Origin of the sequence: Nocardia sp. NPDC127526 (assembly GCF_042672265.1) — a bacterium.
Taxonomy (GTDB): domain Bacteria; phylum Actinomycetota; class Actinomycetes; order Mycobacteriales; family Mycobacteriaceae; genus Nocardia.
The window spans coordinates 444,411-466,933 of the sequence record NZ_JBHXVO010000002.1 but is presented as its reverse complement, the minus strand read 5'-3'; the positions used below and the strand labels follow the sequence as shown (position 1 = coordinate 466,933).

The 22,523-nt window shown below is 68.7% G+C and carries 21 protein-coding genes and 1 pseudogene; 15 read left to right on the top strand and 7 right to left on the bottom strand.

Annotation, left to right across the window (positions count from 1 at the left end):
• Nucleotides 1-2: 2 nt before the first annotated feature.
• From pucL to ACFVIV_RS05185, 7 genes are all read left to right on the top strand, one after another.
• On the top strand, nucleotides 3-908 hold the full coding sequence (gene pucL / locus ACFVIV_RS05215) for a factor-independent urate hydroxylase (protein WP_379193508.1): 906 nt from the start codon (nucleotides 3-5) through the stop codon (nucleotides 906-908).
• 10 nt (nucleotides 909-918) lie between these two features.
• Nucleotides 919-2,325, top strand: a complete 1,407-nt coding sequence (locus ACFVIV_RS05210) for a nucleobase:cation symporter-2 family protein (RefSeq protein WP_379193507.1) — start codon at nucleotides 919-921, stop codon at nucleotides 2,323-2,325.
• Between the two features lie 161 nt (nucleotides 2,326-2,486).
• Entirely contained in the window at nucleotides 2,487-2,867 is a 381-nt protein-coding gene (locus tag ACFVIV_RS05205; protein ID WP_379193506.1) for a gamma-glutamylcyclotransferase, read from the top strand.
• Nucleotides 2,864-3,661 carry a hydroxypyruvate isomerase family protein gene (locus tag ACFVIV_RS05200; protein WP_379193505.1) on the top strand — a complete coding sequence of 266 codons (798 nt, stop codon included), beginning with the start codon at nucleotides 2,864-2,866 and terminating at the stop codon, nucleotides 3,659-3,661. Before ACFVIV_RS05205 ends, ACFVIV_RS05200 begins: the two co-directional genes overlap by 4 nt.
• Nucleotides 3,658-4,533 carry an NAD(P)-dependent oxidoreductase gene (locus ACFVIV_RS05195; RefSeq protein WP_379193504.1) on the top strand — a complete coding sequence of 292 codons (876 nt, stop codon included), beginning with the start codon at nucleotides 3,658-3,660 and terminating at the stop codon, nucleotides 4,531-4,533. Before ACFVIV_RS05200 ends, ACFVIV_RS05195 begins: the two co-directional genes overlap by 4 nt.
• 147 nt (nucleotides 4,534-4,680) lie before the next feature.
• Nucleotides 4,681-6,504: a glyoxylate carboligase gene (gene gcl, locus ACFVIV_RS05190; RefSeq protein ID WP_379193503.1), complete on the top strand. Its 1,824-nt coding sequence runs from the start codon at nucleotides 4,681-4,683 to the stop codon at nucleotides 6,502-6,504.
• A complete protein-coding gene (locus ACFVIV_RS05185; RefSeq protein ID WP_379193502.1) occupies nucleotides 6,501-7,679 on the top strand; it encodes a glycerate kinase in 1,179 nt (392 codons plus the stop codon). Before gcl ends, ACFVIV_RS05185 begins: the two co-directional genes overlap by 4 nt.
• Nucleotides 7,680-7,917: 238 nt before the next feature.
• Here the strand turns inward: ACFVIV_RS05185 and ACFVIV_RS05180 are convergent, their stop codons facing one another.
• Nucleotides 7,918-8,217 carry a hypothetical protein gene (locus ACFVIV_RS05180; RefSeq protein WP_379193501.1) on the bottom strand — a complete coding sequence of 100 codons (300 nt, stop codon included), beginning with the start codon at nucleotides 8,215-8,217 and terminating at the stop codon, nucleotides 7,918-7,920.
• Nucleotides 8,218-8,251: 34 nt separating this feature from the next.
• Nucleotides 8,252-9,373, bottom strand: coding sequence for a lycopene cyclase family protein (locus tag ACFVIV_RS05175; RefSeq protein ID WP_379193500.1), 1,122 nt, complete (start codon nucleotides 9,371-9,373; stop codon nucleotides 8,252-8,254).
• Nucleotides 9,374-9,463: 90 nt separating this feature from the next.
• Here ACFVIV_RS05175 and ACFVIV_RS05170 point away from each other — a divergent pair, with 90 nt between their 5' ends.
• The 3 genes from ACFVIV_RS05170 (at nucleotide 9,464) to ACFVIV_RS05160 (ending at nucleotide 11,084) form a co-directional block, all read left to right on the top strand.
• Nucleotides 9,464-10,372, top strand: coding sequence for a hypothetical protein (locus ACFVIV_RS05170; protein ID WP_379193499.1), 909 nt, complete (start codon nucleotides 9,464-9,466; stop codon nucleotides 10,370-10,372).
• Nucleotides 10,373-10,436: 64 nt separating this feature from the next.
• Nucleotides 10,437-10,721, top strand: coding sequence for a lipase family protein (locus tag ACFVIV_RS05165; RefSeq protein WP_379193498.1), 285 nt, complete (start codon nucleotides 10,437-10,439; stop codon nucleotides 10,719-10,721).
• A gap of 138 nt (nucleotides 10,722-10,859) precedes the next feature.
• The gene (locus tag ACFVIV_RS05160) at nucleotides 10,860-11,084 is read left to right on the top strand and encodes a hypothetical protein (RefSeq protein ID WP_379193497.1); all 225 of its coding nucleotides are present in this window, start codon (nucleotides 10,860-10,862) and stop codon (nucleotides 11,082-11,084) included.
• Nucleotides 11,085-11,091: 7 nt separating this feature from the next.
• Here ACFVIV_RS05160 and ACFVIV_RS05155 read toward each other — a convergent pair whose 3' ends face one another.
• On the bottom strand, nucleotides 11,092-13,134 hold the full coding sequence (locus tag ACFVIV_RS05155) for an AMP-binding protein (protein WP_379193496.1): 2,043 nt from the start codon (nucleotides 13,132-13,134) through the stop codon (nucleotides 11,092-11,094).
• A 571-nt stretch (nucleotides 13,135-13,705) separates the two neighbouring features.
• Here ACFVIV_RS05155 and ACFVIV_RS05150 point away from each other — a divergent pair.
• From ACFVIV_RS05150 to ACFVIV_RS05140, 3 genes are all read left to right on the top strand, one after another.
• Nucleotides 13,706-14,737, top strand: coding sequence for an alpha/beta hydrolase (locus tag ACFVIV_RS05150; protein ID WP_379193495.1), 1,032 nt, complete (start codon nucleotides 13,706-13,708; stop codon nucleotides 14,735-14,737).
• A 203-nt stretch (nucleotides 14,738-14,940) separates the two neighbouring features.
• Nucleotides 14,941-16,197 (top strand): PucR family transcriptional regulator, encoded by a 1,257-nt coding sequence (locus ACFVIV_RS05145; RefSeq protein ID WP_379193494.1) that lies wholly within the window; start codon nucleotides 14,941-14,943, stop codon nucleotides 16,195-16,197.
• Nucleotides 16,198-16,329: 132 nt separating this feature from the next.
• Nucleotides 16,330-17,565: a PucR family transcriptional regulator gene (locus tag ACFVIV_RS05140; protein ID WP_379193493.1), complete on the top strand. Its 1,236-nt coding sequence runs from the start codon at nucleotides 16,330-16,332 to the stop codon at nucleotides 17,563-17,565.
• Nucleotides 17,566-17,776: 211 nt separating this feature from the next.
• On the opposite strand, the gene ACFVIV_RS05135 is transcribed toward ACFVIV_RS05140, so the two are convergent.
• Both ACFVIV_RS05135 and ACFVIV_RS05130 read right to left on the bottom strand, forming a co-directional pair.
• Nucleotides 17,777-18,424, bottom strand: a complete 648-nt coding sequence (locus tag ACFVIV_RS05135) for a TetR/AcrR family transcriptional regulator (RefSeq protein WP_379193492.1) — start codon at nucleotides 18,422-18,424, stop codon at nucleotides 17,777-17,779.
• A 360-nt stretch (nucleotides 18,425-18,784) separates the two neighbouring features.
• A complete protein-coding gene (locus ACFVIV_RS05130) occupies nucleotides 18,785-19,147 on the bottom strand; it encodes a DUF1304 domain-containing protein (RefSeq protein ID WP_379193491.1) in 363 nt (120 codons plus the stop codon).
• 196 nt (nucleotides 19,148-19,343) lie between these two features.
• Between ACFVIV_RS05130 and ACFVIV_RS05125 the strand changes: the two genes are divergently transcribed.
• Nucleotides 19,344-19,916 (top strand): TetR family transcriptional regulator, encoded by a 573-nt coding sequence (locus ACFVIV_RS05125; protein WP_379193490.1) that lies wholly within the window; start codon nucleotides 19,344-19,346, stop codon nucleotides 19,914-19,916.
• A 7-nt stretch (nucleotides 19,917-19,923) separates the two neighbouring features.
• A pseudogene (locus ACFVIV_RS05120) lies at nucleotides 19,924-21,108 on the top strand (NADH:flavin oxidoreductase); the annotation flags it as partial.
• Here ACFVIV_RS05120 and ACFVIV_RS05115 read toward each other — a convergent pair.
• Complete coding sequence (locus tag ACFVIV_RS05115; RefSeq protein WP_379193694.1) at nucleotides 21,087-21,851, bottom strand: SDR family oxidoreductase; 765 nt, start codon at nucleotides 21,849-21,851, stop codon at nucleotides 21,087-21,089. The pseudogene ACFVIV_RS05120 and the gene ACFVIV_RS05115 overlap by 22 nt on opposite strands.
• Before the next feature lie 139 nt (nucleotides 21,852-21,990).
• The gene (locus tag ACFVIV_RS05110) at nucleotides 21,991-22,314 is read right to left on the bottom strand and encodes a hypothetical protein (RefSeq protein ID WP_379193489.1); all 324 of its coding nucleotides are present in this window, start codon (nucleotides 22,312-22,314) and stop codon (nucleotides 21,991-21,993) included.
• Between the last annotated feature and the right edge of the window lie 209 nt (nucleotides 22,315-22,523).

The following is a 22,523-nucleotide window of genomic DNA, read 5'->3' as shown; positions in this document are numbered from 1 at the left end:
GTATGGCCATCCAGCTAGGACACAATCAGTACGGCAAGGCCGAGAACCGGGTCGTGCGGGTATACCGCGATACCGATCGGCACACCATCCGCGATCTCAATGTCTCCTCGGCGCTGCGCGGCCGCTTCGAGGACGCGCACATCACCGGTGATCAGAAGGACATCCTGCCCACCGACACCCAGAAGAACACCGCCTTCGCCTTCGCCAAGGAGAAGGGCGTCGGCGCCATCGAGGACTACGCGCTGACCCTGGCCGACCACTTCATCTCGCGCTGCCCCGGTGCGGACGGCGCGCGGGTCGCGGTCGAGGAGTACGCCTGGGACCGGATCCCGGTGGACGGTCAGGGCCACGATCATTCGTTCGTGCAGGCCGGCGGCGGCGTGCGCACCACGGTGGTGAACATGGACGGCTACGGCTCCGACCGCCGCACCCACGTGGTGTCCGGCATCAAGGACCTGGTGCTGTTCAAGTCCACCGGCTCGGAGTTCCACGGCTACTTCGAGGACAAGTACACCACCCTGCAGCCCACCAAGGACCGCATCATGGCGACCTCGCTGGTGGCCCGGTGGCGCTACGACCGCACCGATGTGGACTGGGACAAGTCCTATGCCGCCATTCGCGCGACGCTGCTGCGGCAGTTCGCGGTGGTGCACTCGCTGGCGCTGCAGCAGACCCTCTACAGCATGGGCCGCGCGGTGCTCGAGCAGTACCGCGAGGTCGCCGAGATCAAGTTCTCCGCGCCCAACAAGCACCACTTCCTGGTCGATCTGAGCCCGTTCCACGTGGAGAACCCGGGCGAGGTGTTCATCGCCGCCGACCGTCCCTACGGCCTGATCGAGGCCAGTCTGCACCGTGACGACGCGACCCCCGCCGGCAATGCCTGGCTCGGTGTCCCCGGGTTTTGCTGAGGAGAATTCCGTGTTCGGCGTGAAACTGCAAGGCAAGCAACGACATCCGGGGCCCGAGGACGAGAGGTACTCCTTCGGCAGAACCCTCGCCTTCGGGGCCCAGCACATCCTGACCAGTTACGGCGGGGTCATCGCGCCGCCGCTGGTGGTGGGCAGCGCGGCCGGGCTCTCGGCCGCGGACGTGGCCTTGCTGGTGACGGCCGGACTGTTCGTCTCCGGTGCCGCGACGCTGCTGCAGACCCTGGGTCTGGGCCGGGTCGGCAGCAGATTGCCCATCGTGCAGGGCATTTCGTTCGCCACCGTCTCGACCATGGTGACCATCGCCAACTCCGAGGGGCTGCGCGCGGTCTACGGCGCGATCATCGTGGCCGGGCTCATCGGCCTGGTGCTGTCGTCGTTCTTCGCCAAGCTGGTGCGGCTGTTCCCGGCGGTGGTCACCGGCAGCATCATTACGGTGATCGGCTTGTCGCTCATGCCGGTGGCCTTCAACTGGGCCCTGGGCAGCAATCCGGCCGCGCCCGGATACGGGTCGATGGGCAATGTCGGTCTCGCGGGACTCACGCTCTTGGTGATCCTGGTGATCAGCCGGGTGTTCCAAGGCGCGATCTCGCGCCTGTCGATCCTCATCGGATTGGCGCTGGGCACCGGTGTCGCCGCCCTCGTGGGCAAGGCGGACTTCTCCGCGGTGGGCGAGAGCAAGGTGTTCGCGCTGCCGTCGATCCTGCCCTTCGGGTCGCCGACCTTCGAGATCGGCGCGATCGTGTCCATGACCATCGTGATGGTGGTGATCATGACCGAGACGGTCGCCGACATCATCACCATCGGCGAGGTCATCGGCGCCGATATCGACACCCGCCGGGTGGCGGACGGCCTGCGCGCGGATATGGCGGCCTCGGCCGCGGCGCCGCTGGTCGGCTCCTTCCCGTGCAGCGCGTTCGCGCAGAACATCGGCCTGGTGGCGCTGACCGGCATCAAGAGCCGGTTCGTGGTCGCCGCCGGCGGCGGCATGCTGCTCCTGCTGGGCCTGCTGCCGGTCATGGGCGCGGTGGTGGCCGGGATTCCGTATCCGGTGCTCGGCGGCGCGGGCGTGGTCTTGTTCGGAACCGTTGCGGCGAGCGGCATTCGGACCCTGGCGCGGGTGGAGTTCCACGACAACCTGAACATGGTCATTGTCGCGGTGGCCCTGGCGGCCGGGCTCATTCCGATTGCGGCGCCGAAGTTCTGGGACGCCTTCCCGGACTGGCTGGGCACCATCATGCACTCCGGCATCAGCGCCACCGCCATTGTCGCCATCGTGCTCAATCTGCTCTTCAACGAGATCAAGATCGGCAACCGCACGGGCGCCTCGGTCTTCGCGGCCGCGGCCGACGAGCGGGACGGTCTGGGCGAGCGCATCGACGACGACATTCGGGATTGATCATTCGGAATCGCTATCGCCGGGCCGCTGTTTTCGGGCTCGGCTGGAGGAACCTACGAAAACGGATCCGGATCGAATCACACGATTGAGCCGATCTGTCGTGTCGGAGCCGACACCGTAGTCAGCATAATTCGTACGCACGGGGAGGAAGGAATATTTCGATGCCCCTTATCTTTTTGAACGGCGGCGCCATGCGCGGCGGCCCCCTGAATCACCTGCTGGCGGGAGCGCCTTTCGCCGGCGAGGTCACCACCACGCCGAATTACCGGTTCTATTCGGTCGGCGACCGTTTCCCGGGTCTGGCCCCGGTGTCCGACGGCGGCGCGCCCATCAAGGGCGAACTGTTCGACGTACCCATGGAGGTGCTGCGGACCAGCCTGCTGCCGGCCGAACCGCCGGAGCTGGAGCTGGGCGTCATCGAACTCGATGATCACCGCTCGGTGCTGTCCATGGTGCTGCGCCGCCCGCCCGTCTCGTATCCGCAGCTGTTCGACATCACCGAATTCGGCAGCTGGACCACCTATCGCGAAGGAAAGCAGTGAAATACACGGCCGGGGGCGCGCCCCGGAAATTCGACGTCAATTGTTCGATTCTGTTCACCGATCTGCCTTTGCTGGAACGCCCGGCCGCGGCCAAGGCGGCCGGATTCGACGCGGTCGAATTCTGGTGGCCCTTCGGCGAGGATCCCACGCCCGCCGATCGTGATATCGACGCATTCGTCTCGGCCGTCTCCGACGCCGGGGTGCAGCTGGTCGGATTGAACTTCATCGACCTCATTCCGGCCGGTCGCGGCCTCGTCTCCGTGCCGGGGGAGCAGACGCGGTTCCGCGACAATATCGAGGTGGCCGTCGGCATTGCCGAGCGCACCGGCTGCAAGGCCCTGAACGCGCTGTACGGCAACCGGATCGCCGGTGAGGATCCGGCCAAGCAGGACGAGCTGGCGCTGGAGAACCTGCGCCTGGCCGCTGCCGCCGCCGACCGCATCGGCGCGACGGTGCTGCTGGAGGCGCTCAATGCCTATGAGTCGCAGGACTATCCGATCGTCTCCGCCGCCCACGCGGTGCGGATCATCGACGAGGTCGGCGCGCCGAACGTGAAGTTCCTCTGCGACCTCTACCACCTGGCGCGCATGGGCGAGAACCTGACTCAGGTCATCGATACCCACGCCCGCTACCTCGGCCACGTGCAGATCGCGGACTCGCCGAACCGCGGCCGTCCCGGCAGCGGGGTGCTCGATTTCGACGAGCTCTTCGCCGCCCTCGACGCCGCCGGCTACGACGGCTACATCGGCCTGGAATACAAAGACCCTGAACTGGATTGGGAGTGGATCAAGTGAGCAAGATCGGTTTCGTCGGCCTGGGCATCATGGGCGGCCCCATGGCGGGTCACCTGGTCAAGGCCGGTCACGACGTCACGGGTTTCGACCTCTCGCCCGCGGGCCTGGAGAAGCTCAAGGACGCCGGCGGCGCGGTCGCCGGCAGCGCGGCGGAAGCGGTGCGCGACAAGGACATCGTCATCACCATGCTGCCGCAGGACGAGCATGTGGAGACCGTGTTCGCCGAGGTGCTCTCGCACGCCGCGCCCGGCACCCTCTACATCGACTTCTCCACCATCACCCCCAAGACCGCGCGGTGGACCGCCACCGAGGGCGCCAAGAAGAACCTGCGGGTCCTCGACGCCCCGGTCTCCGGTGGTGAGCCGGGCGCGGTGAACGCCGCCCTGTCCATCATGGTCGGCGGCTCCGAGGCCGACTTCGAGGCCGCCAAGCCGGTTTTCGAGGCCGTGGGCAAGGTCTTCGCCCTCGTCGGCCCGAACGGCGCCGGCCAGGTGGTGAAGGCCGCCAACCAGCTCGTGGTGGGCGGCACCTACGCCCTGGTGGCCGAGGCCATCCTGCTCATGGAGAACCTGGGCGCGGACGCCGCCGCGGGCCTGGACGTGCTGGCCGGTGGCCTGGCCGGCTCCAAGATCCTGGAGCTCAAGCGCAAGTCCATGCTGGAGCGCAGCTTCGCGCCGGGATTCCGGATCGACCTGCACCACAAGGACATGGGCATCATCCTCGCCGCCGCCCGCGACGCCGAGGTGTCCATCCCCATGGGCGCGCTCACCGCGCAGCTCATTGCCGCCGCCCGGGCTCAGGGCCACGGCTCGCTGGATCACTCCGCGCTGCTGCTGGTGGCGGAGGCGCTGGCCGGCAAGGGCAAGGCGTGAGCACCGCCACCGACCTGCGGGCGCCGGAGAGGTCGCACATGCTGTGCGGCACCCGGCTGCCCGCGGGGTGGGTGCACACTTCCGCTCCGGCCGAACCGCCTCGGTGGTCGGAGCGTCCATTGGCACACGGGAACCGGGAGAACTGATATGGCACGCATGAGAGCCGTGGACGCGGCGGTGCTGATCCTCGAAAAAGAGGGTGCGACACAGGCATTCGGGCTGCCCGGCGCCGCCATCAACCCCTTCTACAGCGCGATGCGCGCGCACGGCGGCATCAAGCACGTGCTCGCCCGGCACGTGGAAGCGGCCTCGCACATGGCGGAGGGCTACACCCGCGCCGCCGCCGGCAATATCGGCGTCTGCATCGGCACCTCCGGGCCGGCGGGCACCGATATGATCACCGGATTGTATTCCGCCAGTGCGGATTCCATTCCGATCCTGTGCATCACCGGGCAGGCGCCGGTGGCCAAGCTGCACAAGGAGGATTTCCAGGCGGTCGATATCGCCTCGATCGCGGCGCCGGTCAGCAAGTGGGCGGTCACCGTGCTGGAGCCCGCGCAGGTGCCGGGCGCCTTCCAGAAGGCGTTCCAGCTCATGCGTTCCGGGCGTCCGGGACCGGTGCTGATCGACCTGCCGATCGACGTGCAGCTGGCCGAGATCGAATTCGATATCGACACCTACGAGCCGCTCGAGGTGCACCGGCCGACGGCCACGCGCGCGCAGGCCGAGAAGGCGATCGCGATGTTGATGGCGGCCGAGCGGCCGTTGATCGTGGCCGGTGGTGGCATCGTGAACGCCGACGCCGCGGATCTGCTCGTCGAATTCGCCGAGCTGACCGGCATTCCGGTGGTTCCCACCCTCATGGGCTGGGGCACCATTCCCGACGACCACCCGCTGCACGCGGGCATGGTCGGCCTGCAGACCTCGCACCGGTACGGCAATGCCACCATGCTCGAGGCCGACTTCGTGCTCGGCATCGGCAACCGGTGGGCCAACCGCCACACCGGCGGCATCGAGACCTACACCAAGGGCCGCACTTTCGTGCACGTCGACATCGAGCCGACCCAGATCGGCCGGGTCTTCGCCCCCGATTTCGGCATCGTCTCCGACGCGGGCGCGGCGCTGGCGGCCTTCCTCGAGGTGGTCCGCGATCTGGTGGAGGAGCGTCCGCTGCCCGATCGCGGCGAATGGGCCGCCCGGGTCCAGGAGCGCAAGCGAACCCTGTTGCGCAAGACGGACTTCGACAATGTGCCGATCAAGCCGCAGCGGGTCTACCAGGAGATGAACGCGGCCTTCGGCAACGACGCCCGCTATGTCACCACCATCGGCCTGTCGCAGATCCAGGCGGCGCAGCTGCTGCACGTGTTCAAGCCGCGGCACTGGATCAATGCCGGGCAGGCCGGCCCGCTGGGCTGGACGCTGCCGGCCGCCCTGGGCGTCGCCACCGCGGATCCGGACGGCACCGTGGTCGCGCTCTCGGGTGACTACGACTTCCAGTTCCTCATCGAGGAATTGGCCGTCGGCGCGCAGTTCAACATTCCGTACATCCATGTGGTGGTGAACAACTCCTACCTGGGCCTGATCCGTCAGGCGCAGCGGCAGTTCGACATGGACTACTATGTGCAGCTGTCCTTCGAGAACATCAACAGCCCCGAGCTCGGGGTCTACGGCGTCGATCACCTGAAGGTCGCCGAAGGGCTGGGCTGCAAGGCGATTCGGGTGACCGAGCCCGGGAAGCTGGGCGCGGCCTTCGCGGAGGCCAAGAAGCTGCGCGACGAGCACCGGGTGCCGGTGCTGGTCGAGGTCATTCTGGAGCGCGTCACCAATGTGTCGATGGGCCTGGAGATCGACAGCGTCAACGAGTTCGAGGAGCTCGCGGATTCCGTCGTCCACGCACCCACCGCCATTGCGGCGCTGTCCCCGGCCGCGGCCGGGGCGGCGGAGTACGAATCGGCTGGGAGCGCACGGTGATCGGGGTGCGCGGCGGTGCTCGCAAGGGGTGGCAGGAAGGGCATGTGATCATCGCCCCGGACAAGTTCAAGGGCTCGCTCACCGCCCCCCAGGTCGCCGCGCACCTCGCCGCCGGACTCCGCCGGGTGCGCCCGGAGCTGCCGGTGCTCACCGTTCCCGTCGCTGATGGGGGCGACGGGACCGTGGACGCACTGGTGGCCTCCGGGTACTCCCGGTTGCAGACCACCGTCACCGGACCGGTCGGCAATCCGGTCGTCGCCTCCTACGCGGTGCGCGACGAGACGGCCGTCGTGGAACTCGCCGAGGCCTCCGGGCTGCGGCGACTGCCCGGCGGGCCGACCCCCGCCTCCGCGCTGGCCGCCACCAGCGCGGGCACCGGCGAACTCATTCGCACCGCGGTGCAGGGCGGGGCGCGCCGGATTCTGCTGGGACTGGGCGGGAGCGCGTGCACCGATGGCGGCGCGGGCCTGCTCACCGCCCTCGGGGCGCGGCTGCTCGATGCCGGCGGGCAGCCGCTGCCGCCCGGCGGCGCGGCCCTGGCGCGGTTGGAGACCATCGATCTGAGCGAGCTGATCCGGGTTCCGGTCACCATCGCCTCCGATGTCGACAATCCGCTGCTCGGTCCGAACGGCGCCACGCAGACCTACGGTCCGCAAAAGGGCGCGGGCGCAGGCGAACTCGCCGAGCTCGAACGCGGCCTGGCCCGGTTCGCCGAGGTCGCCCGCCGCGATCTCGGCGTCGATCTGGCCGACCGGCCCGGCGCCGGCGCCGCCGGTGGCGTGGGCTTCGGAGCCATGGCGTTCCTCGGCGCGACCATGCGGCCCGGTGTCGAAATCATCCTCGAGCACGTCGATTTCGACGCCCTGCTCAGCGGCGCCCGCCTGGTCATCACCGGTGAGGGCTCCCTCGACGAGCAGACCCTGCACGGTAAAGCGCCCATCGGCGTCGCCCGGGCGGCGGCGCGCGCCGAGGTGCCCGTGCTGGCGGTCTCCGGCCGGCTCCTGGTGGCCCGGAGCATGTTGCGCCGCTTCGGATTCGAGGACGCCTTCGCGCTCACCGACATCGAATCCGATCCGGAGGTCTGCATGTCCGAGGCCGGGCGCCTGCTCGAAGAGCTGGCCCTGCGCATCGCCGAGTCGGAAGCGATCGAGCCACTGACTCGAAACACCTTGTGAGACAACGCTCTCACCTCCCCGGGCGAGGTCCGGCGGCTCGGCGTCGACCACTCCGACACCGAGCCGCCGCCCGCCCCTAGTGGGGTGGCCCGCGCATCCCCGGTTCTCTCACACCCGCCGGGGAGCGGTTGCCGGCCTCGGGCCGGGGCGCCGCCTATCCCGCCCCGGCCCGCCGGCTCACGCAGGTCCACCACCGCGAGGTTGTCGGACAGCGGTGCCGAATCGTCATCCAGAATCGTCACCGCTGTCCGATAGTCGTCTCCGCACAGCGTCGCGGAATGCCGCGTGTGATAGCGCCCGGCATACAGATGCCGCGGCCGCACCACGAACCCGAGCACGAGACCCGCCTGCTCCAGCGCGTATTGAACGCGGGCCAGAAACCGGGATTGAAGTCGTAACCGTCGTCGCCGACGTGCAGGATGGCCTGGACCTGTTGCTCGGCGGCCCACTCCACGGCCCGGACCGAGTGCCAGGGGTTGGCGTGCCAGTCACCGGCGAAGACCAGCCGCGTCGGGGTCAGGGTTGCCCAATCGTTCATCCGCTCGATACTGCTCCGGAAAGCGGGGCGATGCTCAGGAATTCGCCCGTGCGCGACCGAGTCCCAGGGTGGCGGCGGCGATCGTCCGGCGCATCCGCCAGGGGAGTGCGGCGAAGACCGAGGTCATGGCGGTGATCATGCCGCCGAGATCATCGCGATCGGAAAGGTAGGCGCGCTGCCGCGCGGCGGACAGGGCGAAGAAGGCGTCGAAGAACACCGGAATGTCCTGCGGCGGAAGCGAGAGCAGCGCGCGCAGCCCGGCTGTCCGGAGACCGTGCACGGCGCGGGCCGAGGCGGGCCAGAGGTCGTCGCCGGCGACGGTGGCATCGGCCAGGCGCAGGGCGGTTGCCACGCTGTATCCGGTGGCCGGATGCAGCAGAGCGCCTGCCGCGCCGAAGGTCCCCGGGCCGGGGCGGCCGCCGTGCACCGGGAATCGCACCCGCTCGATCCGTTCGCTGCCGCTGAGAGTGATGCCGCGGCACCGCAATCGGTGCTCGAGGCGGGTGCGTAACTCCGACAGGTCCAGTGCCGGGCGGCCGGCCAGGCAGGTCTCCTCGAGCAGCATCGTGTCGGCATCGAGCGGTACCGCGTACAGGAACGACGGCGGCGCACCGGGATCCGCGCCATTGTCGGTGCGCCAGTCCATGAACAGGGTCTCGTCCCCGGTCCAGCGCGCACGCTCGACCACCACGCCGAAGGCCGTCTGCTCGGCGAGCGTGGGGGAGCGCGGTACGCCCCGCGCGTCGATCACCCGTCCGCCCGGCAGGATCGCGCCGGAGACCAGGCGCACCGACGGCAGATCCAGTGCGTGCCCGCTGCGTGACGGGCCCGCGATCCCTGCCACGCGGTCCGCGATGATCCGGGCCCCGTCGAGATCGAGTGAATCCTGGAGCGCCGCGGTATCGAATACGACGTAGCGACGATCCAATTCGGCCCGCCGGGCGCCCCAGGCCACCGGCTGGTCGACGGCGGCGGCCACCACCTGCGGCGAGAGCCAGCCGGGCAGTTCATCGGCCCAGGCCGCATAGGTGGCGGTCCAGCGCCGGTGTGGTTGCGGATCGATCACCGTGACCGATAGTCCCCGTGACAGCGCCCGATGCGCGAGCGCCCGGCCCGCCGGGCCCGATCCGCAGACGACGAGATCACTGGTGGTCACCCTGCGATTGGATCATGCCGGGCGCGCGTCATACGCTTCGGTAACCATTGCCGCGCCGGGGAGGTCGCGGTAACTGCGAAAGGTTGAGAGATGACGTATCCCCCCGGACCGCCGACCGGTCCCGGATTCGGCGGCGATCCGAATGCCCACGGTCAGCAGCCGGAACCGGGCGCGGCGTGGTGGGAGGGGCCCACGACACCGCCGCCGGCGCAGTACCCGGCGCAACCGGCCTGGCCCGGCGCCGCGCCGGAGCCGGGAGCGTGGCAGGGTCAGCCCGCTCAGCCGGACTGGAATGCGCAGCCGGGCTATCCGCAGCAGCCCGGCTACCCGCCGCAACCGCCGAAATCCAATACGGGGCTGATCGTCGGCATCGCGCTCGGCGTGGTCGCGGTGCTCGCGGTCGCCGTCGGCGCCATTGTCGTCTTCGCCCGCGGCGGCGATTCCGAACAGGCCGCCGTCGCCTCTTCCACGACCACCGCGTCCACCTCCGCCGCGCCCACCACCACGCGCCGCACCACCACGACCACCACCAAGGCCGCTCCCGCCGGCAACCACTTCAGCTACACCGAATACAGCGGCGCCTGGAACTTCAAACTCGGTGATGTTGCCCTGCAAGCGGATTGGGTCACCGGGCAGGATTACACGGACTGCGCTCCGGTCGAGGAGACCGGCAAGCTGACCAGCCTCGGCTGCCAGTACAGCGCCGAACTGGTGTGGAAGGCCGAAGGCGGCGATCTCATGCTCACCCAGTACGTCCTGGGCATGGGCGATGCCTCGAAGGCCTCCGGCGCCGAAGGCCAGTTCGACGACAAGGACATTCGCCTGAACCCCGGCAGCTACATCGCCGACTGGGAAACCGGCAAGTGGCGCGACGGCAGCGAGAAGGAATTCCTGGTGATCACCTTCGCGACCGCCACCGCCGCGGTCGACACCGACACCGTGGAGAAGTACCTGCGCTACCGCCATCAGGACACCATCGGAGCGTTGATCTTCCGCTGAGCCGATCCGGCTGCTGCGGGATTGCTGGCGGCACGGCTGTATGTCATGTCGGTGACTACAGGCCATGTGTGTCAGTGGTGTTCGCCCGAGACGGGCACGTACGCTGCCGAATCACGGCTCGTCATTTGATTCGCTCAATGATTGCTATTGTCACGATCGCGGCCGGGGTCGCCGGTGCGCCGCAGGCTATGTCGAGGGCCGCAATACCCTCGACGGCATCCGCGGCGCGGTGAACTTCGACCCGGCGGGCCTCACCGCCGACGACCCCATCGCCCTGTTCGGCTACTCCGGCGCCGCCCTCGACTGGATCGCCGACCGCTTCGCCGGTACCAGCTGCACTCGGGCCTGATCCGGACAGGCCGTCGAGTCGGCACAAGGTGGTACCCGAAGTCACTGTGATATCTCCAAAGGACCCGGGAGGTAACACAGTTCGCGCGAGCATCGCTTTACCGTCGGATGAGGACGGAGTGCGAAGGAGCGTGCGGGTATGCAAGGCTTCGACAATCGTGTGTTCGGGGGACTCCAGGCGGTGCTGGATCGCCGGGTCGTGGTCGACTTCGGCTGGGCGGGGATGATTCTCGAATATGCCGCGACATACGCCGAGGCGTGGGAGTTCGCCACCGCCGCGGCGCAAGTCGGACTCAGCGTCAGGGTGGACGGCAAGGTCCGGCCCGGGCTGCGGCCGCTGCCGTGCCGTCGCCTGTGGGGCTGAGCGCCGATCAGGCGGCGGGCTGATCGGGTGGCGCGCCGGTGAGCAGGCGCTTGAGAACCTTGCCGGTTTCGCCACGGGGCAGAGAACTGAGGAACACGATGTCGCGGGGCACGCTGAAGCGGCTGAGGCGATTGCGGATGTAGGCGCGGATCATGTCCGAGTCCAGGCCCGCGCCTTCGCGTTTGACGATGTAGGCGGCCAGGCGCTGGCCGAAGACGTGGTCGGGGACGCCGACCACCGCCACCTCGCTGATCTGCGGGAGATGAGCGAGGGCCTCCTCGACGGGGCGCGGGAAGACGTTCTCCCCGCCGGAGATGATCATCTCGTCGCCGCGGCCGGCGATGAACAGCCGCCCGGCGACGTCGAGATAGCCGAGGTCGCCGGTATCGAGCAGGCCGTCGGCCTCGTCCGGCGGCGGGCAGTTGACGTAACCGTCGAAGAGCATGTGATTGCCGACGTAGATGCGACCGGTCGCGCCCACCGGCACCGGGCGCCGATCCTTGTCCAGGACGGCGACTTTCGTGCCGAGCGGCGGGCGGCCGGCGGTGGTGGGGGAGACGCGCAGATCGTCGGGGGTGGCGATGGTGGCCCAGGAGACCTCGGTGGAACCGTAGACGTTGTAGAGGATGTCGCCGAAGCCGTCCATGAAGGTCAGCACCGCCGCGGCGGCCAGGGGCGCGCCGCAGCTGGCCACGATGCGCAGGCTCGAGGTGTCGTAGCGGGCGCGGACGGGAACCGGCAGGTCGAGGATGCGCTGCAGCATGGTGGGGACGACGATCAGGGTGGTGGCGCGGTGTTCGGCGACGAGCCGCAGGCAGTCCTCGGCGTCGAAGTGATCGGGCAGGACGACGGTGGCGCGCAGGGCGGTGCTCAATTGCAGCGCCGCCAGCCCCCAGGTGTGGAACAGCGGGGCGGGGATGAGGATGGTCTCGTTCATTCGGAACGGGATGCGCGACAGCAGGGCGGCGATGGTGGCGAACCCCTTGGCGTGCGGGCGGCGCGCGCCCTTGGGCAGGCCGCTGGTGCCGGAGGTGAGCACCACCAGGCGGCCGGGCCGGACCGGTTTGCGGAACTTGGTGTGTCCCAATGCGATCAGATCATCGACGGTGGTGTGACCGGGCGCGGTGGCGTCGGTGCGGTAGCGGCGGATATCGGCGTGCAGATAGTGCACCAGATGATCGAGCTCGCTGTCCACGAACAAGGTGGTCAGCCGATGATGCTGCACGATCTCCTCGATGGCGCGCGCCGACAGTCCCGCATTGAGCAGGATGACGTCGACGCCGAGTTTGCCTGCGGCGACCATGGTTTCGACCATGCGGGCGTGATTGTGCGCCAGCAGCCCGATGGCGTCACCGGAAGCCAGGCCCCGCTCGGCCATGGCGCCCGCCAGCAGGTGGCTGCGCCGGTGGATCTCCCGGAAGGTCCGGACTCCGCGATCGTCCACCACCGCGGCCCGTCCGGGCGTGTACGCCGCCGCGGCGGCATAGCCACCGGCCAGATTGAATCCCCATTTGTACAGTCCGCCGAGCTGTTTGGCGCTGCGCACCGGCCGCACGGAACGCACGACGCCGGTCGAGACGACCTGGCCCGCCACCTGGAGACGACTGCGCAGCCCGATGGACTCGACATTGGTCACCACCGAGGTCTGTGCGCCCGTGACCAATTCGGCCAACCGGTCCAGCCCGGCCTGCGCCCACGCCGTGACCTCGGAATTGGGCAGGTCGGCGATCATGGGGTGCACGCGGCCGATCAGGTAGAAGGTGATCGCGACCCGGGTCCGTTCCTCGTGCTCGCGCACCCGCACCGAGACGAGACAGCCGGTGTCCACGCAGCGCAGGGCGAAACCGCCCTGGCGATCGACCAGCAGGGTCGCCCGGCGGATGTGGATATCCGTGGCCGCGGTGCCCATGCGGATCAGCCACAAGGGTTTCCCGTCGACCGTATCGGCCTGCTCGCACGCGCCGACACCGCGCAGAATCCGCGGATACAGTTGCGGATCCAGCAGCAGCTCCTGGACGGCTCCCGGTGCGAAAGGCAAATCCGCGGTCATATCGAAGATGGTGGTAACCAATGCTCTGCCGTCCCTGACGAGCCGATTCGCACCTCTGAATCGGCGGGCATCCATTGATAACCGGTGAGCGGCCGCTGGATCGGCGAGTTGACCGAAATCTGTGATCACGCCCTGCCGACGCGGTCCGGCATTGTGACACAGCGGCGTTGGGCGGTGTCCACCGCCGATGAGCCCGGACTGCTTCGGGCGGAGGACCCGATCCTGCGACTCACCGGCGGTGGAATATGCTCGCCGGGAGGGGAATTGGGCAGGCAGCCCGGCGCGCGTGGGAACAACAGTGTTCACCTCCCCGCCGCGGGAACGGCGAGTACATCGACCCTATGGCCGCGCCGCGACCGGGTGCGACTCCGGCCGCGGACTCTGAGCGCTGTCACAGTGGCGGCGGTCTTTTACTGGGGGCCATCACGATTGGCGCCGATTAGGCTGTCGGCTGCCGAATTCTCGGCATAGCTTCGCCCGCACGAGTTACCGCGCGTTCAGGGGTGAGGCATCCGTGATTATCCGCATGGACCGACGATTCCGCACCGCAATTCAGCCGATCATTGTGTGCATGATCGCCATCCTGGTCGGTACGACCGGATCGGCGCCGGCCGAACCGGTGATCGAGGTCGACGCACCGGCTCCCGAGCGGGCCATGGCCGCCGCCCGGCCCGCACCCGGCGGGGCCCGGCTGGTCGCCGCGGCCAGGGGCCCGGGCCGGATCCTCGAGCTGACGGTGTATTCGGCGGCCATGGCCCGCCACATTCCGGTGGCGGTGCTTCCGGCGCCGGACGATTCGCGGCCGGCTCCCACGCTGTACCTGCTCAATGGCGTCGACGGCGGCACCGATACCGGGGTGTGGACCGAGGGCAGCAATTGGCTCACCGAGACCGATGCCGAACGGTTCTTCGCCGATAAGCAGGTGACGGTGGTGGTCCCCATCGGCGGCGCGGGCAGCTTCTTCGCCGACTGGCGCGCCGACGATCCCGTCATGGGCAGGCAGTTGTGGACGACCTTCCTGACCGAGGAGCTGCCGCCGATCATGGACACCGCGTTCGGCGGCACCGGCGCGAATGCCGTTGCGGGACTGTCCATGGCCAGTTCCGCGGTCTTCCGGCTGGCGCTGGCCGCACCGGGCCGCTACCGCGCCATCGGCTCCTACAGCGGCTGCGTGCGCACCAGTGACCTCGCCGGTCAGGCCATGGTGAACGCCATCGTGGCCTCGCGGCGCGGCGATCCGCGCAATCTGTGGGGCCCGCCCGGGGATCCGGCCTGGGCCGCCAACGACCCGTACCTGCGCGCCGCCGAACTGCGCGATATCGCGATCTTCGTGGCCACCGGCACCGGCCGGGCGGGCCAGTTCGACACCTTGAGCGCGCCCGGCGTGAACGGCAATCCCAAGCAGTTGTTCGATCAGCTCTTCCTCGGCGGCCTGCTCGACGCCGCCACCCACCTGTGCACCCGGCAGCTGCGGGATCGCTTCCGGGAGCTGGACATTCCGGCGGTGTTCGACCTGCGGGAGACCGGCACCCACTCCTGGAAGTACTGGCAGCAGGATCTGCACAATTCCTGGCCGATGTTCGCTGCCGCGCTCGGGGTGTGAGCGCCGCGAAAAGTGAGCGGATCTCTCGAACCGTGTCGGCGGGGGCGCTCGGTGATCGTGCGATCGGCGGCTCATTCGCTGGCCGCCACCAAGATTCGTGGTCTTCAGCCCACTCGCCAAAGAGGAGTAGAAGATGAGCGGTTGATCACTTTAGAGTTCGATCACCGTTAACACCGCAGCAATCGGGCGGAAGGGAGTCGACGATGACAACCAATGGGGCAACTCGGGCGGGGCTCACCGTCTCCGGAAAGCCGATGTCCACACCTCTGCAGGATGTCCGGACGGTGTCGCGTCGCATGGTCGGCCACTTCGTCGACAATGTGATCCCGTGCGGCACCCTGCCCGGCGACATCATCTCCGGTGACGTCACCGCCGTGACCCGCCTGTGCCTGGAGCTGTCGGTCGGGATGCTCGACGGGCACGATATTCCGGCCACGACCGACCGGCTCGCCGCGGCCGCCGCCGGCTGGGCCCGCGAGGGCGTGCCGATCGACACGATCCTGCATTCCATTCACGAGGGCTTCAAGGTCGGCTTGGATCTCATCGTCGCGAACGCGACGGCGCAGGATCACAAGAACTTGATCGACGGCGCGAAACTGGTGATCGAACTGCTCGACACCATGAGCGCGACGGTCGCCCGCGCCTATGTCCGCGAGCACAAGGCGGTGGTGAGCGAGCATCACACGGCGGTGCACACGCTGACCTCCGCGCTGCTGGGCGGCTATCCCACCTCGACCATGGCCCGCGAATGCGGAATCGCCGTCGCCGAGCAGTATTTCGTGCTGGCGCTGGATATTCCGAAGCATCCGGACGAGCGGCATCCGATGCTCGACGGCAAGGTCGTCGCCCGCCGCAAGCTGCGCCGCCTGCAGGCCGAACTCGCCACCCGCTGCGAGGAGAGCGCGCTCGCCCTGCTCAGCGTGGACGGCGGGACGATCCTCATACCGGTGTCGGCGGAGGGCGACGCGCATCTGGACGAACTCGTCGCCGGGCTGTCGGCGGCCGCGCGCGTGCCCGTGACCGCGACGGTGGTGACCGCGACGGTGGCCGAGGTGCCCGGCGCCGCCGATCGCGCCCACGAACTGCTCGATATGGTGCAGCGCCTGCGGTGCGTGCCCGGCGTGTACCGCTTCGCCGATCTGGCCCTCGAATACCAGCTGACCCGGCCGGGACCGGGCCGTGAAACCCTCGGCTCGCTGCTGGATCCGCTCGACGCGCATCCGGAGCTGCTGCAAACGCTGCGCAGCCATATCAGCAACAACCTCAATCGCCAGCGCACGGCCCGGACGCTGCACATCCACACCAATACCGTCGACTATCGGCTGCGGCGCATCGGCCGGCTCACCGGCCTCGACCCCACCGCGACATCCGGTCTGTGGCAACTGCGTTCGGCGCTCATCGCCCGCTCGTTCAACGAGGCGCAGGCGGCCGGCGAGGACGAGCGGCCCGACTCCGCGTGATCGTATTCGGCAGCGTCACAGCGGGATGCGCCGGATTCTGTGAGTTGTACGAAGATCGCCGTGATGCTCCCGGCGCGGCCGGTCCGGCTCCTAGCGTGAGCCCACACGCACCTGCTGACAGGAGCATGACCGATGAGCCAGCCCAGCGTGCCTGCCGTCGCGTCGACCGCGACATCCGCCGCCGATCGACCGTGCCCGCCATCCGGTGGTGACGCCTTCGCCGCGGAACTGGCCGAGCATCTCGCGGGATTCGGCGCCGACCGGCCGATGTTCGGCGAATTGGACGCCCGCATCCGGGAATGCCTGGCGCCGGCGGCCCGCGCGGTCTGCGCGCCGGATCCGCGTGACACCGAATGGCTCATCGAACTCGCCGCGGCGGCGGCCACGTGGGCGCGCGAGGGGGTGGAGCTCGACCGCGTGCTGCTGGAATACCACGAGGCCATTCGCGGTGGCCTGGAACTGGCCGCCGGGCAGCATCCGGGCGAGGGCGGTGTGCCGGTGAGCCGGGCGGAGACGCTGCTGCGCCTGCTGCAGACGGTGACCGTGGCGACGACCGCCGCCTTCGTCGACGAATACCGCTTCGTGGCACGCGAACACCAAACGGCCGCACAGACTCTGGTGGCCGCCCTGCTGAGCGGGCACAGCCGGTCGGCGCTGGCCAGGCAGGCGGGCATCGCCATAGCCGCCACGTACCAGGTTGTGGCGCTGAGCATTCCGGCGCCGCCGATCACCGACGATCCGCGGGTGAATATGGAAACCGAAGCGCTGCGCCGATTGCGGCGACTGCAATCGGCATTCGCTCCGGTGCTGGGCTCCCGTGCGCTGTCCCTGCTGACGACGGCGGGCGGAACCATCCTGGTGCCGTGCGACGCCGCCGCGGGACGGGAACTCGGCGATGTGTTCGCCATGGACGCGGATGCGCTGCGCTCGCTGTCCGAGGCGGCGGCCGCGCCGCTCACCGCCGTGGTGCTCTCCGGTCCGGCCGACCACATTCCGGAGCTGGCGACGCGCGCGCACGAACTGCTCGATCTCGTGCGCGCCCTGGACCGTTCACCCGGGGTCTACCGCATGGCGGATCTGGCGGTCGAGTATCAGCTGACCACGCCCGGCCCCGCCCGTGATCACCTGGCGGGGCTGCTCACCCCGATCCAGGCGGCTCCGCGCCTGTTCAGCACGCTGCGCGCCTTCCTGGCCAGCGGCCTGGACCGCATGGAGACCGCGCGCCGGCTCGGCGTGCACCCCAATAGCGTCACGCACCGCCTGCGCCGCATCCACCGGCTCACCGGACTGGATCTCGGCTGCCCCGAAGGGATCTCCCTGGCCCGCGCGGCCCTGCTGATGCGCACGCTCGACCTTCCCGGAGCCTGATCCGGCGCCAACCTTGCGACAGCGGCGGGGGGTCGCCGCGAAACTCATTTCGGCGCTTGCGTAGCCGAAGAGATTGCGCCCCGGTCGGCAAGATACTGGTTATTGTCGCGTCCTTTCGGCGTAGTCGGTCAATGATCGATCGGATTTGCCGACGGTCCGGGTTGTTCATTCTCGGCTCTGTATTTCTCACCGTATGCCCGAGGCGAATTGGTTAGGTCTGCCAGAGTCCCCGGACCTCGGCCTCGAGCCACGCGCCCATCATCTGTGCGGTCATGGCGATGGCCTCCCGGCGTTCCGGATCGCCGACCTCCGGCACCGAAGCCCGCAGCACCGCGGCGAAGCCGGTATTGACCAGCACGAAGGTCATCATGTCGTAGCGATGATCGTCTCCGGGGCCGAGGATCTGGATGAGCAGGACCTTGACCAGCAGCCGCAGCCGCGGCTCGAATTCGGGGATGCCGCTGCTGTAGAACTGCACGCCCGCGATCAGCGCGCGCACCAGCTTCGCATTGGCGACCAGTTCCTCGGTGAACACCTCCAAGATCTCGGTGACCAGCTCCGGCACCCGGTCGAGCAATTCCGGGATCGATTGCTGCGGGCGGGTCGACATCCAGTGGGTGAAGCGCTGTTCGGCGCTGACCAGCATGCGTTCGAGCAGTTCGTCCACAATGACCGCGCGGTCCGGGAAATACCGGTAGACCGTGCCGATGCTCACGCCCGCCTCGGCCGCGATCCGGTTGGTGGAGGTCTCGGCGATGCCGCGCTCGCCGAACACCCGGGCCGCGGTGTCGAGGACGTGGTCGCGGGTCGCCTGCGCGCGCTGCTGGGTCGGGCGACGGCGGCGCGTTCTCGGCGGCATCACGGCCTCCTGCGGTGAAACGAGCGGTGCGAATCTGAGGTGCCGACGATCGTCGCACTGCCGCGTGTCGCCGCGCCACGGAATACGGGCGGAGCCGCGTATGGTCGCTGGCCGGGCCGCCCGCCGTCGGCCATGCGGCCGCGCCGCCGGTCCGCGCATCGACCCCGGCGAGCGGCCGCATTCGCCGTGACCGCGGCGACGGGCGCCGCGGCCGCGACTGTCTGTGCCGCCCGCCTGATTCGAGCAGCCTCGACGACGATCGATCGTAATTGTCCCGCAAGGGATTTCGATCAACGGGAGCGAAGACTCGCACCTTCCACAAACGCGGGCCCGCGCGCCTGTGAAGCTCACCAAATCGTGCTATCCGGCCAGCAGCGCCGCGGCGAGTGTGATCGCGCCGGGCAGGGCCTGCGCCACCAGAATCCGGCGGCTCGCGGTCGCCGCGCCGTACAACCCGGCGACCACCACGCACGCGGAGAAGAAGATCTGCGCGGCGCGGCCGACCGGATCGGCGGCGATCAAACCCCAGATCAGGCCCGCCGCGAGAAATCCGTTGTAGAGGCCCTGATTGGCCGCCATCGTCTTGGACTCCTCGGCGAATTCCACCGTGGTGCCGAAGGTGGCCCGCACCCGCGGCGTGGTCCACAGGAACATCTCCATCACCAGGATGTAGAGGTGAAGCGCGGCAAGCAGCCCGACCAGTATTTCGGCAACGACTCGCATGATCGCGCACCTTTCGTCTCGGCCCGGCTCGCAGGGCCGCTGGTTGATCTCGACAGCTTGGCCGATTGGTCCGCGGATCGCAGTCAGGCGCGCGGGGAGTAGGGGCGCGCGGGGCAGAGTGGAGGCGCGGAGCGGGCGGCTCAGCGTTTTCAATCAATGATTGAATCATTGATTAGGGCGTGGTTCACTGAACGGCATGCCGGACCGGATCTCCCTCGATACCCGTGAGCGGCTGCTGGCCGCGGCCGAGCGGCTGCTGCTGACGCGCTCCTACGACGAGGTCTCGGTGCGCGGCGTGTGCACCGAGGCCGGGGCGAATCCCGCTGCGGTGCACTATCACTTCGGGTCGAAGGATGCCCTGGTCGGCGCCCTGCTGGAGGACCGCCTCGGACCGCTGTGGGCCGAGCGGCTCGCGGCGGTGACGACCGAGCGGGCGGGGGTGCCCGCGCTCGTCGACGCGGTGATCGAACCGTTCGTGGAACTGGCCGGCGACCCGATCGGGCGGCTGCATCTGCGGCTGCTGGCCGGTTTCGTGCTCGGCCGGCACGCGACCACCTGGCAGCAGCCGTGGTTCCGCATGGCTTCCTGGGTGCCGCTGCTGCCGGAGCTGAGCAAACAGGAGAGCCGGCGGCGCTGGCAGCTGGCCTTCGACCTGATCATCATGCGGTTCGGCGGCGCCGGCACCGCGGAGCGGGAGCTGTCGGAGCACGCGGTCGAATCGCTGAAGGCGTTCGTGATCGCCGGTCTCTCCGCGCCCGAACGAGAGTAGGAAACCCATGAACGACGATGTCTTCGCACCCGCGCGGCTGGGCCCGATCACCTTGCGCAACAGGGTGATCAAGGCGGCGACCTTCGAAGGCCGCACTCCCGGCGCACTGGTCACCGAGGAGCTCATTCACTTCCACCGCGAGGTGGCGGCGGGCGGCGTCGGCATGACCACGCTGGCCTACTGCGCCGTCGCCCCCGGCGGCCGCACCGACCGCCATCAAATCTGGATGCGCCCGGAAGTCGTACCGGGACTGCGCAAACTGACCGACGCCGTGCACGCCGAAGGCGCGGCCGCCAGCGCCCAGATCGGCCATGCCGGACCGGTCGCCAACGCGGCCTCCAATCGTCTTCCCGCCCTTGCCCCGAGCCGCATGTTCAGCCCACTCGGCCTGCGCCCCATGCGAGTTCCCACCGAACCCGAAATCGCCGGCCTCGTCGAAGCGCACGCCGAGGCCGCCCGCCTGGCCGCCGACAGCGGCTTCGACGCCATCGAAATCCATTTCGGCCACAACTATCTGGCCAGCTCGTTCCTGAGCCCGCTGCTCAACCGCCGCACCGACGGCTACGGCGGCTCACCCGCCGCCCGCGCCCGCTTTCCCCGCGAAATCGCCCGCGCCGTCCGCGACGCGGTAGGGGACCGCCTGGCGGTCATCGCGAAACTCAATATGGAAGACGGCATCCGAGGCGGCCTGACCATCCCCGAATCCCTGCGCGTAGCCGCCTGGCTGGAGTCCGACGGCGCCCTCGACGCCCTCGAACTCACCGCCGGCAGCTCCCTGCTCAACCCGATGCTGCTCTTCCACGGCGACGCCCCCCGCCGCGAATTCGCGAAAGTCCTTCCCCCCGCGGCCCGCTGGGGCTTCCGCGCCGCCGGCCGCGCCTTCCTGAAGGAATACCCCTACCGCGACGCCTACCTCCTCGAGCGCGCCCGCCACTTCCGCCGCGAACTATCCATGCCCCTGATCCTCCTCGGCGGCATCACCGATCTGGACGGCATGCGCCTGGCCCGCACCGAAGGTTTCGACTTCGTAGCCATGGGCCGCGCCCTCCTCCGCGAACCGAACCTCCTGCACCGCATCCGATCCGACGCGACCACGCGCTCCGCCTGCGTCCACTGCAACCGGTGCATGCCCACCATCTACACCGGCACCCGCTGCGTCTTCCGCCTGGATCAAATGCCCCCCGTGGCCAGCAGCCCACCATCCACCCGCACCGTCTCCCCGGTAATCCACGCCGCCGCGTCCGAAGCCAAGAACCCCACCAACGCCGCCACATCCTCCGGCGACCCCAACCGCTTCATCGGATAAGCATTCGCCGCCGCCTCCTCATCCGCCGAATAGAGCGCATCCGCGAACTTGGTCTTGATAACCCCCGGCGCCACAGCATTGACCCGGATCGTGGGCCCCAACTGCCAGGCAAGCTCCTCGGTCAGCCGAATAAGCGCAGCCTTCGACGCACCATAGGCGGCAATCACCCCCGTGGACCGAATCCCCGCAACGCTGGCCAGATTGACGACGGCCCCACCGTTATCCCGCATCCAAGCCTTGTAAGCCTCCTGGATATACCCCAGTGCCGCAACAACATTCACATCAAAGATTTTCCGAACCGCATCCAGATCGGCATCCATCAACGACCCGTAGACCGGATTGATCCCCGTGTTGTTGATCAAAATATCCAACGACCCGAACTCCGCCACCGCCGTCCCCACCTGCTCGGCCCGAGCCCCCGCATCCCCCGAATTCCCCGCCACCGCGACGACCTTCCCCGCATGCCCCAGCCCCCGCAGCCGCTCAGCCGCCTCCTCCAACGGCTCCGCCTTCCGGGCGGTAATCAACACACTGGCCCCCCGTCCCAGCAGCTCCGCCGCCACCGCAAACCCGATACCCCGGCTCGCCCCACTGACCAGCGCACCCTTGCCCTTCAGATCATCGCTCATGTGACGGCACACTACTTCAGTCACCTGAGCTGCGCGAATCTGATCTGTTTGGGGGTTCATGCCGTCACAGTAGCCCGCCGCTGCAATCACATGGAAGACCGCGATCGGTGCGGTCACATGCGACTTTGGTGCAGTCACATCAGTGGGGTGAAACCGCGTGGCAACCCGGGTGGCGAGTGGTCCTGGCGAGGGGATGGGGCTGGTCCGTGATGGCCGTCAGAGCTTCGGCCACTTCGGGCAGCGTCGCTCGAACATAGGGGTAGGTGGCGCCGTCCGACCGTGCGGGTTCGCTGTGCCCGGCATAGGCGCGGGCGACCGCGTAGCCGAATTCGCGCTCGACAAAGGTGAGCGTGGTGTAGCGGAGCCAGTGCGCGCTCACCTGCATCACCGCCGCCCACAGCAGGTGCTCGCGGATGCGTTCGGTCAGATAGTCGTACCGCCTGCGGCCGACCGGGTCTTCCATCGTGATAGCGGAGGACCTGAGTGGTTGCCTCGACTCCTCCGTGCCTGCGGACATGTTCGACGAGCCTGGCCATCAGCAGCGGAGACACCGGCTGCCAGCGTTTGGTCCCTCCCTTCTCACAGGCGTCTATGCCATGGGAGCTTGCTGATTGTTGTCGGAGGCGGGTAGGGGATCTTAACGCTCGGATTGCTGTGTGGCGCGGCTCGAGT